The sequence below is a fragment of the Flavobacterium cerinum genome (genome assembly GCF_004028155.1).
GTDB lineage: Bacteria > Bacteroidota > Bacteroidia > Flavobacteriales > Flavobacteriaceae > Flavobacterium > Flavobacterium cerinum.
The window spans coordinates 191,816-206,195 of sequence record NZ_SBII01000002.1 but is presented as its reverse complement, the minus strand read 5'-3'; the positions used below and the strand labels follow the sequence as shown (position 1 = coordinate 206,195).

The 14,380-nt window shown below is 35.2% G+C and carries 13 protein-coding genes; 7 read left to right on the top strand and 6 right to left on the bottom strand.

Features of this window, described 5'->3' with window-relative positions; translation table 11 throughout:
• Position 1 precedes the first annotated feature (1 nt).
• The 6 genes from rfbD to EPI11_RS03855 form a co-directional block, all read right to left on the bottom strand.
• Complete coding sequence (gene rfbD / locus EPI11_RS03880) at positions 2-856, bottom strand: dTDP-4-dehydrorhamnose reductase (RefSeq protein WP_128388643.1); 855 nt, start codon at positions 854-856, stop codon at positions 2-4.
• A gap of 1 nt (position 857) precedes the next feature.
• Positions 858-1,406 (bottom strand): dTDP-4-dehydrorhamnose 3,5-epimerase, encoded by a 549-nt coding sequence (gene rfbC / locus EPI11_RS03875; RefSeq protein ID WP_128388642.1) that lies wholly within the window; start codon positions 1,404-1,406, stop codon positions 858-860.
• Entirely contained in the window at positions 1,406-2,461 is a 1,056-nt protein-coding gene (gene rfbB / locus EPI11_RS03870; protein WP_128388641.1) for a dTDP-glucose 4,6-dehydratase, read from the bottom strand. The genes rfbC and rfbB overlap by 1 nt, the downstream gene beginning before the upstream one ends.
• A gap of 51 nt (positions 2,462-2,512) precedes the next feature.
• A complete protein-coding gene (locus tag EPI11_RS03865; protein WP_128388640.1) occupies positions 2,513-3,907 on the bottom strand; it encodes a UDP-glucose 6-dehydrogenase in 1,395 nt (464 codons plus the stop codon).
• 236 nt (positions 3,908-4,143) lie between these two features.
• Positions 4,144-5,415, bottom strand: a complete 1,272-nt coding sequence (locus tag EPI11_RS03860) for a nucleotide sugar dehydrogenase (RefSeq protein ID WP_128388639.1) — start codon at positions 5,413-5,415, stop codon at positions 4,144-4,146.
• A gap of 3 nt (positions 5,416-5,418) precedes the next feature.
• Positions 5,419-6,423, bottom strand: coding sequence for an SDR family oxidoreductase (locus tag EPI11_RS03855; protein WP_128388638.1), 1,005 nt, complete (start codon positions 6,421-6,423; stop codon positions 5,419-5,421).
• A 291-nt stretch (positions 6,424-6,714) separates the two neighbouring features.
• On the opposite strand from EPI11_RS03855, the gene EPI11_RS03850 reads away from it, so the two are divergent.
• From EPI11_RS03850 to EPI11_RS03820, 7 genes are all read left to right on the top strand, one after another.
• Positions 6,715-7,593, top strand: a complete 879-nt coding sequence (locus EPI11_RS03850; RefSeq protein WP_128388637.1) for a helix-turn-helix domain-containing protein — start codon at positions 6,715-6,717, stop codon at positions 7,591-7,593.
• A 142-nt stretch (positions 7,594-7,735) separates the two neighbouring features.
• Entirely contained in the window at positions 7,736-8,263 is a 528-nt protein-coding gene (locus EPI11_RS03845) for a hypothetical protein (RefSeq protein WP_128388636.1), read from the top strand.
• Between the two features lie 194 nt (positions 8,264-8,457).
• On the top strand, positions 8,458-9,003 hold the full coding sequence (locus tag EPI11_RS03840; RefSeq protein ID WP_128388635.1) for a hypothetical protein: 546 nt from the start codon (positions 8,458-8,460) through the stop codon (positions 9,001-9,003).
• A gap of 191 nt (positions 9,004-9,194) precedes the next feature.
• Positions 9,195-9,692, top strand: a complete 498-nt coding sequence (locus tag EPI11_RS03835; RefSeq protein WP_128388634.1) for a hypothetical protein — start codon at positions 9,195-9,197, stop codon at positions 9,690-9,692.
• Positions 9,693-9,725: 33 nt separating this feature from the next.
• Positions 9,726-10,523 (top strand): fimbrial biogenesis chaperone, encoded by a 798-nt coding sequence (locus tag EPI11_RS03830; RefSeq protein ID WP_128388633.1) that lies wholly within the window; start codon positions 9,726-9,728, stop codon positions 10,521-10,523.
• Positions 10,520-11,539: a hypothetical protein gene (locus EPI11_RS03825; protein WP_128388632.1), complete on the top strand. Its 1,020-nt coding sequence runs from the start codon at positions 10,520-10,522 to the stop codon at positions 11,537-11,539. The genes EPI11_RS03830 and EPI11_RS03825 overlap by 4 nt, the downstream gene beginning before the upstream one ends.
• Positions 11,540-11,551: 12 nt before the next feature.
• Positions 11,552-14,377 carry a carboxypeptidase-like regulatory domain-containing protein gene (locus tag EPI11_RS03820; RefSeq protein WP_128388631.1) on the top strand — a complete coding sequence of 942 codons (2,826 nt, stop codon included), beginning with the start codon at positions 11,552-11,554 and terminating at the stop codon, positions 14,375-14,377.
• Positions 14,378-14,380: the final 3 nt, after the last annotated feature.

The window sequence follows — 14,380 nt, the reverse complement described above, 5'->3', positions numbered from 1 at the left end:
TTTAAGTATTTTTTATGCACTCAGCTAAACTTATTGTCCAATGCTTAATTTGAATATCAAAATTCTGTTTAATTTTATTCTTATTCATAACAGAATAATTTGGACGCTTTGCCGGCGTCGGAAATTGATCTGATGTTATAGGCTTTAAATTTATTGCTGTATTACTTAGTTTGAATATTTCAAAAGCAAAATCATACCAGGAAGTAACTCCTTCGTTGCTAAAGTGATACAAACCATAAGCATTCGAACCAGAATTAATTATATATAATATAACTTCTGCTAAGTCTTTAGCATAGGTAGGAGTACCTGCCTGATCGAATACTACAGACAGCTCGTCTCTTTCTTTACCCAGGCGAAGCATCGTTTTTAAAAAGTTATTCTGAAATTCAGAGTATAACCAACTGGTTCTCAAAATAAAATAATTGTCCATATTTTGCTGTACCAATTGCTCCCCTGCTAATTTAGATGCTCCATACACACCAGATGGGTAAGCTGTCATTTCTTCAGTTAACGGAATAGGTGGAGCATCACCAAAAACAAAATCAGTAGAAACATGTATCAAAATGATCTCTTTTTCTTTACAAACTTTGGCAAGATTTTCTGCCCCATGTGCATTAATAGCGTAAGCAAGATCTTTATCTGCCTCAGCTTTATCTACTGCAGTATAAGCAGCACAATTAATAATGTAATCCGGTTTATAACTATCAACTACAGACGCTACTTGTGAAGGGTTTGTAATATCCAGATCATCAACCGTTAAGTATGAAAATGTATTTCCATTGCCAAATTGCTTTTCAATAGATTGAATACATTCACCCAACTGACCATTTCCACCTGTAATTAAAATACTCTTCATTCTATTTACTATAAATTTCGTTTAAGACAGGTAAAATAACATCTTTATCAGACAAATTTAAATCTGCCTGAGGAAGTAACCAGTCAATATTAATTGCAGGATCATTATATACTACGCCGCTTTCTGATTCTTTATTATAATAATTATCGCATTTATAGAAAAACTCTGCTGTTTCAGAAAGCACAACAAATCCATGCAAAAATCCTCTCGGAATAAATAACTGCAAACTATTTTCTGCACTTAACCGTACAGCAACATGTTCACCAAAAGTAGGCGATCCCTCTCTAATATCTACAGCAACATCAAGAACTTCGCCTTTTAGCACACGCACTAATTTAGCCTGAGCATGTTCACCTGACTGCGCATGCAGCCCTCTCAATACCCCATAGGTAGAAAAAGACTGGTTATCCTGAACGAATTTAGTTTGTGTACCTGTTAGTTCCTGAAATTTTGCTTCATTAAAGCTTTCAAAAAAATATCCTCTTTCATCGTGAAATTTTCTCGGCTCTAAGATCACACATCCTTCTAACTTAGTTTTTATTATTTCCATTATTTCGATGTGCTGTATTGATTATTATAATAGCTTTGGTATTCTCCTGATGTTATATTGTCCAGCCACTCCTGATTGTTTAAGAACCAATCAATTGTGCGCTCAAGACCTTCTTCAAAAGTTACAGATGGTTTCCATCCTAATTCTTTATTGATTTTTGATGCATCAATTGCATATCGCAAATCGTGTCCCGGACGATCTTTAACATAAGAAATAAGTTGAACTGAAGTTCCTTCGGCTCTTCCTAATTTTTTATCCATAATACTGCAAAGCAATTTAACCAGGTCTATATTCTGCCATTCGTTAAAACCTCCAATATTATAGGTGTCATGATTATTCCCTTTATGAAACACAAGATCAATAGCCGCAGCATGGTCTTCAACAAAAAGCCAGTCGCGTGTATATTTTCCATCACCATAAACCGGTAGTGGCTTATTATTAATAATATTATTAATAAATAGGGGTATCAGTTTTTCAGGAAAATGATAAGGTCCATAGTTATTAGAGCAATTTGTTATTACATAGGGCAAACCATACGTTTCACCATAAGCTCTAACAAAATGATCTGAAGCTGCCTTTGAAGCAGAATATGGCGAATTAGGGTCGTAAGGAGTAGTTTCTGTAAACAAACCTTCACTACCTAATGATCCATATACCTCATCTGTACTTATATGATAGAATCTTTTCCCTTCAAAATCATTCTTCCAAAGCGTTTTAGCCGCATTTAAAAGATTCATAGTACCAATAACATTTGTTTTCACAAACGCTAACGGATCCGTGATCGATCTGTCAACATGAGATTCTGCTGCCAAATGTAAAACACCATCAAATTGATATTTTTCAAAAATCTCATTTATATATTCAGCATCAGTAATATCCCCTTTAAGAAAGGTATAATTTGATTCGTTCTCTATGTCTTTAATATTTTCAAGATTACCGGCATAAGTAAGTGCGTCAAGATTAAAAATATGACTTGCCTGATAATTTTTCACAAAACGCCTCACTACGTGAGAACCAATAAAGCCGGCACCACCGGTAATTAGAATATTTTTCATCTCCTTAATCATTTAAGAATTTGTGTTTTTTAAAACCTAATCATAGATGAATTACTTCCCTATTTCCTGAAAAACAAATCCAATCTTTCTTAACTTTTCTCCATCAAGTATATTCCTGCCATCAAATACAAAAGCAGGCTTCTTCATGTGATCATATATTTTTTGCCAATCATAAGTTCTAAACTCATCCCATTCTGTCAAAACAGCTATAGCATGTGCATCCTTACAGGCTTCATAAGAATTCTCAAAAACCACAACCCCTTTTTTATTTTGGGCAGATTCCCTGGACTCCAGATAATCCAGATCTTTATAAATAGTTTCTTTTTCTACCTTAGGATCATAAACAGCAATATTTGCCTGCTCATATAATAGAGCATCGGCTATGTATATAGCGGCAGATTCTCTGGTATCGTTTGTGTCTTTTTTAAATGCCCAACCAAGAAAAGCTATTTTTTTACCTGAAACCGTATTGTAAAGTGTTCTTACAATATTAGTTGCAAAACGTTTCTTTTGATGATCATTCATTATAACGACCTGTTCCCAATAATCTGCAACTTCATTTAGACCATATGATTTTGCTATATATACAAGGTTCAATATATCTTTTTGAAAACAAGATCCCCCAAAACCAACAGAAGCTTTTAGAAATTTAGAGCCTATTCTACTATCCATTCCTATAGCTCTTGCAACTTCATTAACATCTGCTCCTGTTTTTTCACAAAGTTCAGACATCGCATTAATCGAAGATACTCTTTGCGCTAAAAATGCATTTGCAGTTAGTTTAGAAAGTTCAGAAGACCATACATTTGTAGTTAGTATTCTCTCTTCTGGAATCCAATTTGCATAAATATCAACCAGCGATTTAATAGCTTTTTGTCCATCTTCATCATTATCACCACCTATTAATACCCTATCCGGATTAAGTAGATCTTCTACTGCTGTACCTTCAGCTAAAAATTCAGGATTGGAAAGTATTTGAAACTTCGCACCATTCCCTGTATTATCTAATATGTTTTTAATTGCTTCTGCTGTTCTTACAGGCAGTGTAGATTTCTCTACCACAATTTTATCATTTTTTGCAACTGAAGCAATTTGCCTGGCACAAAGCTCAATATATTTAAGATCTGCGGCCATACCTTTACCAACACCATAGGTTTTAGTAGGTGTATTCACCGATATGAATATCATTTCTGCCTCATCTATTGCTTTTTCAACATCAGTAGAAAAAAACAAATTCCTGCCTCTTGCCGAAGCGACAACTTCTGCTAGTCCAGGTTCATAAATTGGAATATTGTTAACGTCTTCATCGTTCCATGCTGCAATTCTCTCAGCATTAAGATCTACGATAGTAACTTTTACATCAGGACATTTATGAGCAATTACAGCCATAGTCGGCCCTCCTACATATCCTGCTCCAATACAACATATATTTTTAATCTTAGTCATTAAATTAAAATTTAATTTATTCAATTCACTGTTCAATAGTCCATTTGATTTGTATTAATGGCTATCTACTTCCCTATCAGGGTATATTTTTATCTTTTTTTAAACTCAAATAATGTGTCTGTGCAACAATTATATTTATGTTTATTTTTTAGTCGGCAAACTTACAACCTTTTTGACTGTATATCTAAATCAACGACCGTTTTATAGCACTTATTTTAACAAAAAAATGGCTATTTTTATAATTTACCATCTGCAATTTTACCCAAAACGCCTTTAACATCATACAGAACACTATTATCCTGTCTCAGTGCATTATAATCAATATCCATAAATTCTTTATGAGCAACACCCAAAATAATTGAATCGAATTTTCTTACAGGCAGTATATTCACGGTTTGCAGACCATATTCATGTAAAACCTCTGATGGTTTTGCCCAAGGGTCATATACTACAACCTCAACGCCATACTCATTTAAAGATTTTATTACATCTACAATTTTAGTATTACGCACATCAGGACAATTTTCTTTAAAGGTAATTCCAAGCATTAAAAGTACTGCCCCCTTAACCTCAATGTCTTTTTTTATCATCAGTTTAACAACCTGGCTTGCCACATACTCGCCCATACTATCATTAAGCCTTCTTCCTGCCAGTATTATCTCCGGATGATAGCCTGCCTGCTGTGCTTTCTGTGCCAAATAATAAGGATCTACACCTATGCAATGTCCGCCAACAAGCCCCGGTTTAAACGGAAGAAAATTCCACTTTGTACTTGCTGCTTCTAAAACAGCATAAGTATCTATTCCTAAACAATTAAATATTTTAGACAGTTCATTAACAAACGCAATGTTGATGTCACGTTGCGAATTCTCGATCACTTTTGCCGCTTCGGCAACTTTTATCGATGGCGCTAAATGTGTACCCGCTGTAATTACCGACTTATATAACTCATTAACTTTTAAACCTATTTCAGGTGTAGAACCAGAAGTTACTTTCAGAATTTTATCAACAGTATGCTCTTTATCTCCCGGGTTTATTCTTTCCGGCGAATAGCCTGCAAAAAAGTCTTCATTAAATTTCAATCCGCTTACCCGTTCAAGTACCGGCACACATTCTTCCTCTGTAGCTCCAGGATATACCGTAGATTCATAAATAACAATATCTCCTTTTTTAAGCACCTTACCTACCGTTTCACTAGCTTTGTAAAGCGCCGTTAAATCAGGTTTATTATTTTTATCAACAGGCGTTGGCACAGTGACTATATAATAGGTAGAATCTTTTATATCTTCAGGATTAGAACTACAGTACAATCCTTTCTCTAAAGACTTTTCTGTACTTAAAACATCTTGTAATGCAATATGGTCTACTTCCAACGTTACATCATTATATTTATTAAGCTCCTTTATTCTGGATTCGTTGACATCAAAACCAACAACAGCATATTTCTTAGCCATAACAACAGCTAATGGCAAGCCAACATAGCCTAAACCTATAATAGTTATCTTCATACTTTATAATACCGTTCTATCTGTCTGTTTTAAATTATTCCAATACCATACAACAGCTTCTTTTAAACCCTCCTGTATTGAAAACTTTGGATCATATCCTAATTTGCCTTTTGCTTTATCTATACTAGCTAATGAATGAGGAATATCTCCTGCCCTGTTAGGTCCATATATTACTTCTACATTCGCTATCTCATTATCATATTCAGATAAAAATTCTTTAAGATAACCAACAAGATCTTTAAGTGTGGTTCTATCACCAAAAGCTGTATTGTAAACTGTATTAACTGCTTCCGGATTTTTTGTTTCCATAGCAAGTTCATTCATCTGGATCACATTATCTATATAGGTAAAGTCCCTGGAATAATTGCCGTCTCCGTTTATTACCGGGCTCTCATGTTTCATGAACTGCATAACAAATTTGGGAATAACAGCTGCATAAGCACCTCCCGGATGTTGACGCCTTCCAAAAACATTAAAATAGCGGAGTCCAATAGTCTCTATACCATACGTCTTACTAAAAACATCAGCATAAAGTTCGTTTACATATTTAGTAACAGCATAGGGTGATAATGGTTTACCAATATTATCTTCAACCTTAGGTAAGGCTTCAGAATCTCCATAAGTTGAAGAGCTCGCTGCATAAATAAATCTTTTTACTCCGGCATCACGGCTGGCAACAAGCATATTTAAAAACCCGCCTACATTCACTTCGTTACTTGTTATAGGATCATTAATTGAACGGGGCACTGAACCCAATGCTGCCTCATGAAAAACATAATCAGCACCTTTAACTGCTTTTTGACAATCAGAAAGATTTCTGATATCACCCTCAATTAGTGTAAAATCAGGGTTAGAAAAATGATGCTGAATGTTTTTCTTAAAACCTGTCGCAAAATTATCAAGACAAACCACCTGATAACCTTTTTCAATAAAGTTATCACACAGATTTGAACCTATAAACCCTGCTCCTCCAGTAATTAAGATTTTAGCCTTTAATTTATTCTGCATCAGTTACTTAAAATTTAAACTACATAGAATGTATAGATTGCAAATATATATACTAATATTTTAACGATGAATTATTTGTAAACATACTTATCTGCCTGTATAAACAATAGAATAATGTTTTTATTACAATTCATTAAAACCTTTATTCCTACAACAGAAGATCGATAAAATAACTAAAAGTAAAAACCTGCTTAAAAGCCTTAATTTACTAGTATTTTACTGATTTTTTTACACATTATTTATTTGGTTTTCCTTATCTTTAAGAACTGATTCATTTTTGTAGAAAATATCATGATCGAAACTCTTAGTCTTGACAAAAAACAATACCCTACCGGATTTAGCGCACACCTAATTAGATCCCAGGAAAGTCCGTTCTTAAATAAATCATTCAGAAGCTCATTTTATCAAATGTTTTGGGTAAAATCAGGAGAGCTTACACTTAAGCTAGACAACAATTTAGTAGATATAAATAAATTCGAATGTGGATTCATTAGTATAAATCAGGTATTCAGCATAGCAACACCTTCTTCTTTTGAAGTGCTGCTTGTTTGTTTTGAAGAAGCTTTTTACTGTCGCAATGATATAGACAGACGATTTTTAGAATCCTGTGTATTTTTTAATTCACAGCAGGCATTAAAATATAAGTTACATAATTCTTTAAAAAGGATCATTGAACAGCATCATCAGTCATTATTGCACATATGCCGACAGCCCTTTGATCAGTTAATGTACTTATTTGCCCACAATACTGTAGAGCGGCTTTTATTATTCTCTCAAAAAGAATTATTAGACAGTTCTTACAGTCCAATGGAAATGTTTAAAAAAACAGATGTTGATATTGCGGGTCATTTTAGGCAATTGGTAAAAGAGAACCTAAAACATATGAAGCTGGTAAAAGAATATGCCGACAAGCTCAATATATCAGTTAAACGCTTAAACGAAATATGCAATAACATATACGGCATGTCGCCTAAAAAAATAATTACAGAACAAATTGTAATCGAAAGTAAACGCTTGCTGCGATACAGTTCTATGAGTATAAAAGAAATTGCTTTTGAACTCATGTTCCTGGAACCCAGCAATTTTATCCGGTTTTTTATCAAAGCAGCCGGGATGTCACCTAAAGAATACAGGACACAATTTGAGGAAAAAAGGGTATATAGTGTTTAAACACAGATAAAAATCTGTGTTTAAACACCATTGAACGAGAAATACCCTCCTTTTATCGTTTTAAGGACCTATTTAAGATAGTTTTTTCATTGGATTTTTACTTTTGTCGTGGCCTAAAGATGTTTCACTTAAAAGCCGAGTTATGAAAAAGATACATGCAGCATTATACAGTTTTATTTTTTACACTTGCATAACCACTGGTTATACTCAGGGAACTGCAAGCGCAAATTTGAGCGTAGAACTAAAAAGTATTCAAAGCATAACAATTAATGAAGCCCAAAATAATGTTGCAATAGCATTAACTAACGCTTCAGAATATGTAAATGGAAAGTCGGCCTTACAGCAAGACCATATTAAGATAATGAGCAGCTCTAACTATGAAATAAAAGTTTCGGCAGCTACACACTTAACTGGTGAGACCTCTACAATAGACATTGGAACAGTTACTGTTACACCAACTCAGGGAAGTGTAGGAGGAGCATCAACAGGAATAATTAATTTAAACCCTGTAGCCTTAGCTCTTGGAGAAACTACTTTAGTACAATCTTCACAAGCAGATGCACAGCGTTCTTTTAATATAAATTATAAGGTATCAGGCGGGCAGGCATACTTAAACCAGCCTCCCGGAACCTATTCTACATTAGTTACCTACACCATACTAATGCCATAACAAGCTATATAATAGATACTACTATTATAATTAGCAGTGCACCTGTCGCAAAATGACATCAAAAATTCCGTTTTTGACTGTGATCATTATTAGCGATGGGCATACTTTTGCACCGTTAAATTACTATTAATAATAAAGTAATCTAAAATGTTTAGCCCCCCTAAATATTTAGAACTTAAATTCCCCAAAATCTAATGAAAAATTTCGTTAAAGCAGCATCATTTGCTATCATTGCATTATCTGCAAATTCTATTTTCGCACAAACTACAAATCTTAATGTAAACCTTGCAAGCATCTATTCTATCGAGGTAACTAACCCAACAGTTACTATCTTAATGAACACTGCTGCAAACTTTACACAAGGTAACACAACAGGTTCTTTACCTAACCACCTTAAAGTTAGCGCTACAGGCGGTTACAAAGTATCAGTTCAGGCATCTAGCCAGTTAACATCTCCTGCTAACGACATTATCCCTGTAAATACAGTTGTTGTTTCAACTACACCTGGTACCTTCTCTGGTGCTGCCGGTAGTGTTGATCCAGGATCTGTTGCAACTTTCCCTGCAAATGCTCCAGCACTTAGTGCAACTGCACCAGTTCAGCTTATTGCTTCAGCTAAAGGTGATGTTCGTGGATTTAACGTACAATACACAATTCCTGCAGTTAGTGCTCCGGTATACTTAAACAAACCAGCTGCTGTTTACAGCACATTGCTTACTTATACTATCGTAGCAAACTAAATCACGATAACTAATAATAAAAGGGCACTAATCTTATTTATAGGTTAGTGCTGTTTTATATATTCGATATTCAGACTTACATTGTCTTCTAGAAGGTTTTCACTTCACAATTAGAAACATAATTACATTTGACACCCCCAAAATTCATACGTAATTTATTTCTGTTGTTACTACTTTGCCCTATAGCCGCTATGGCACAAAACATAGGCTCTGCACAAACACAGGTAAACGTTACTATAGCTCAGGTACAAAGCATACAGGTTTCTCAGCCTACGGTTAATATAAATATGACCCAGCCTTCTCATTTTATTTTGGGAAATTCTTCAGGTCAGCAATCTAACCATATAAGGGTGAGTTCAAGTACTGCTTATCAGGTAACTGTAAAAGCAAGCACACAATATTTTTCCTATAATGGGAACAATACTACTTTGCCTGTAAATACAATTGCCGTAAAAACAGCTACAGGAAATCTTACCAACTCAAACACTGCCCCACCGGCAGGTCTTCAGGTAGTGCCACAAATTATGCTTTCTGCATTGCCAACCACAATAATAACATCTCCGTCAGGCGAATGGGGTCGCGGCTTTCATGTTAATTATGTAATCCCCGAAACGAAGTCACCGAGTTACCTTAATCGTGAAGCAGGTACATATAGCACTACGGTTATGTATACTTTAATTCCTCAATAAACGGTATCTTTACTGATATTAAACAATACAAAAATGAAAAATTTTCTATTGGCTCTGGTTGGATTATTCATGGTAAACCAAGTACAGGCTCAGGCAGGTATATCTGTATCACCAGGACGTTTATATTACAAATTAAATGCAGGAGCAAACGGTTCCCAGTATGTTAGCTTAACAAACCCTACAGAGAAAGAGCTTGAAGTAGGTGTTTCATTTAGCGATTGGGAATATGAGCCATCAGGTAATAATAAAATTGTTGAAGCAAATACACTTCCGACATCATGCAGCGACTGGATACAAATATTACCTTCTTCCTACTTTGTTGTTAAACCGGGAGAAACCAAACAAATAGAAGTACTTTTTAAAGTTCCGGCAAATGCCAATACTTCAATACCAGTTCATACAGGTATGATCTTCTTTACCCAGCTTAACCCGGGAACTTCTAAAGACCAAAACGGTGCTGCTATACAGGTAACCGTAAGAATGGGTGTAAAAATATACCACACCTTTATAAAAGAAAATAAAGTTCTTCTTGACTTTACAGATTTCACAAGCTATAGCGACGAAAACAAAAACAAGGTCATTGAATTAAAAATAGAGAACCAAGGCAATTTATGGGCCGATGGGAAAGTAAAATGGGAACTATTTAACAACAGTACCGGTAAAAAAAGTACACTAAAAGAATCAGAATTCTACACACTTCCCAAAGATATTAGAGTATTAAAACAACAATTACCTGCTGATCTTGCTAAAGGTAATTATACTGTTTCGGCCATTATGACCTATGGTGAAAACGATGTTATAAAAATTGCAGAACTAGAATTTAGTCTATGAAAAAAATAACAACCATTTTATGTTTTTTCCTGTTTACCCTATATGCAGCGAATGCTCAATATACGCTGGGTGCATATAATGGTGGCCAGCCAACATTTAATACCTATCCAGAAATGGTATCGGGAAAAACACTCAATAACCAGATCTCAATTCCCATACAGTATTATGGCACTAATATGAATGTAAACGAATGGAAGCTTACTGCACGACTAACACAGGATTACACTAATGAAGTTAACGGTTCATATACTGTAGGTGCGCAATACAGTTTTCTGAAATTTAACAGTCAGGAAAATGGCGGTTCTGCAAATAGCATTCTGGTAAATGTCCCAACCCAGGCAATACAACTTAGCAAATACAACGAAGTTACTCTTATCCATAGCAATGTTAATTTAAACGGTTCTGTAAACAGGGTTTTTCGTTATAACTTAACTGTTCAGGGTGGCAATCATTTACTGGTAACCCCAAACGGAATGTATAATTCATCCTATGAATTCAAACTTTATAAAATATCGGGAGGTACAGAGCAGCTAATCGGAATTTACACATCACCTCTGGGTGACGCAAGGTTTCAGCTTTCTTTTGGCGGGAATTATGGCGGACAAAGTGTTATTCTACAAAATGGCGCCCAACAGTTTAACCTGAATTACAGCAGTCCTGCAGATTATGCCTCAGAAAAATCGGTTACAATTGCTAATGCTTTAAGAGTGAACACTTACAATACTCAATTAGCAGTAGAAGCTTCAGGCGATTTCATTTCGTCATCTTCCTCACAAACCATACCGCTTTCTAATTTAAAATTACAGTTAAGCACGAATCAGGCCTATCAGGGATTACAAATTATCTCGCCAATAACTCTGGCAACAACAACCCAGCCCGTAGCTATGCGATCAAGTAATACTGCTCAGGATATCACATATAATATAAAATTCTTCATTCCTGCAAATAGCCCGGGATTAAATGTATCACCGGGAACCTATAGTACCCGTGTGTATTTTGTAATAATGCCTAATTAACTTCCTCGATAAATGTCGGCTAAATGCTATAAAATACTACTATTCTTTGCTGTTTTTGTATCAGGCTTTACTGCATGGTCACAAAATAACAGCTTTAGTATAGAATTTACCAGCAAAAAAATCGAGACAAACAGCACAGGCATTGTAGATGCTTATGTTAGAATAGTAAATACTACCAGCCACACTATAGAAGGAACTTTTGATGCGCACAGCAGCCACGAAGACCTTTACCTTTCTCAACGAAAATCTAAAACCATAACATTACCTTCCAGGGACAGCATTTTTATTCCGATAAAAGCTATTGTTGCTGCCACAGCAAAAGCTGGTAACAAAAGTACCATAGAAGGTGTATTTTCACTTAACGGCACACAGGAAACTAAGAGTGTTTTCCTTCCCGTTCTTATACGCGAAAGAAAACTGGTAAAAGTAATGCTGCTCGAAACAAACCTGATCTACGAAAGAGCCGGCGACAGCCTCTCCATTCCTATACGTATTTCTAACGAAGGAAATACTGCTCAAAAAATTACCGTTTTAGCCCGCTACCCCGATTTTATAACCCGAAATGCAATTGAAAACACCGATATCAGCATTAGGGCATTTACAGACACTATTGTTGTATTAAAAAAAGTAGTCAACAAAAACATACTAAAACAAGAAGATTTCACCATTAATATTACCGCATTGTATAAGAATGGCGATATTATTAATAATGGTACTGTAAGAGCTAGCTCCATACGTCAGGACAGAAAATATGCAGCTCCCTACAACCCCGATTACAATCTGGCTTTTAACCAAACCAATCAGGTTACAGCAAGCATGCAGCACAACAGCGATAATACAAATGCTTACTTTTTATATGCTAATGCCGAGGCAGAAATCAATGAAGGTGTACTTCAGGCCAATATAGATATGAACTGGTGGGAAAACTCAAATCAGGTTTTCCTTAGAAACACATGGCTTGGCTATAAAGAAAAAAACTTTGGGGCTACCATAGGTAACATATCAAAGTTTTTCGAGCTTAACCTTATTGGTAGAGGTGCCGAAGGTTTTTACAAACCAAACGAGAAAAACACCATTGAAGCCGGTGCTATCGATAAAACTTTCAACCTGATCGACAATTCAAACTTATCCTTCGGAAAATCGGCATGGGGAATGTTCACGCATAATGGTGGATGGATGCAGAAAAATGGTTATGAAAACACGATTATTTATGATAGTGATACGTATTATGGTACAAAAAATTATCTGGCGTCATCACGCTTTTCATTATACACATCTGAAAATTTTAATCTTAGAGCCGGAGGTGCAGTAAGTAATCTTACTTCTGATATTGAATCGGTAAACAAAGCTGGTGGTGCAGGAGAAGTTCAGTTTAACGGTAAGGTAAAAAGTTTATTTTACAGCAGTTCCAATTACCTTAGCTCCGGTTATTTTTCAGGAATGAGAAAAGGTGTGGTAAACCTTAACGAACGTATTAACCTTCCTGTTGGTAAATTCAATTTTTGGGGAGTATACAATTATCTCTCTGCCAAACCAGAATCGTTCGCCAATCAATTTACCTCAACCCATTTTTCTACAGCACGTTATGATATTGGAGTATCAAGACGTTTTTCATCGGTAATAGTGTCTTTATCCCCATATTATTATACCGAAAATCGCAAGGAACAGTTTATTGGAACTATTTCTCCGGAAGAATATACCATGAAGGCTGCCCGGATGTCTTTAGGATTAACCTATTACAACACTCCCACAAGACAGAATGTATCCTTATCTTTTGAAGGTGGCCTTTTTACAACCAATACAATAGAAAAGAAAGAATTTCACTTTAAGACGAATTTTATCTACAGTTGGAAAATGTTTAATCTTTTAGCTTTTTATCAATACAATAATTTCTACCTGGGAGAGATTATTGCCAACTCACAATTTGGCGTAAAAGAAAAATACACTAACCTTACGATCTCACCTACTTTACAACAAAAATTTTTTAACGATAAGCTTAACGTGAGTGTAGGAATGGTATATTCTAAAAACAGTCTTATTAGTGAATCGTTACAGTTTAACGGTCGTGTAGAATATGATGTTTCACAGGATTTTACCCTTTTCGCCTACAATTACTACAGCGATTTTTCAACAAGTGTAAATTCTTTAAACACGATTCAGGTAGGACTTACAAAACGTTTTAATCCGATAAAGATTGACAGGACAAGAAGCGAGCTTGAAGTTTATGTGTATTATGAAACAGGAAGTAAAGACAAAATGACATCCAAAAGTTTGGCTGCTGCTAACCAAGTTGTAATTATTGATGGAAAAGCATTTAGAACAGACAACAAAGGAATTTTAAAATACAAATCACTTCCACTGGGAACCTATTCAATAAAACCTGTTAACACCAATGAATGGTATTCTAACGCCGTAACAGTGGTTATAAATGCCGACACCAAAATTGCCATTGGCCTGAACAAAACAGCCACTATTAAAGGATCTCTATCGTATATTTTTACTGAAAAAAGTTTCGACATAACCAGAAAAAAAGGAGGACTCCCAATAATTGCAATCGACGACAGTGGTAATGTTTTTACAACTAAAACTGATGAAAACGGAAACTTTGTATTGTATGTACCTAAAGGATCATATACTGTTACTCTTGAAAAAGCCGGTATCTCTGAATATGTTGAAATAGAAGATAACAATCAAGTTATCAACGCCGAACCTAATGATATTAAAGAAGTAAAATTCACTTTAAACATTAAGGAAAAACGTGTGGAAACAAGAAAATTCAGCTCCAGCGGTTTCAAAAACGGACCATCTCCGGCTCCGGCTAAAGACAAAAAGAAATAAATT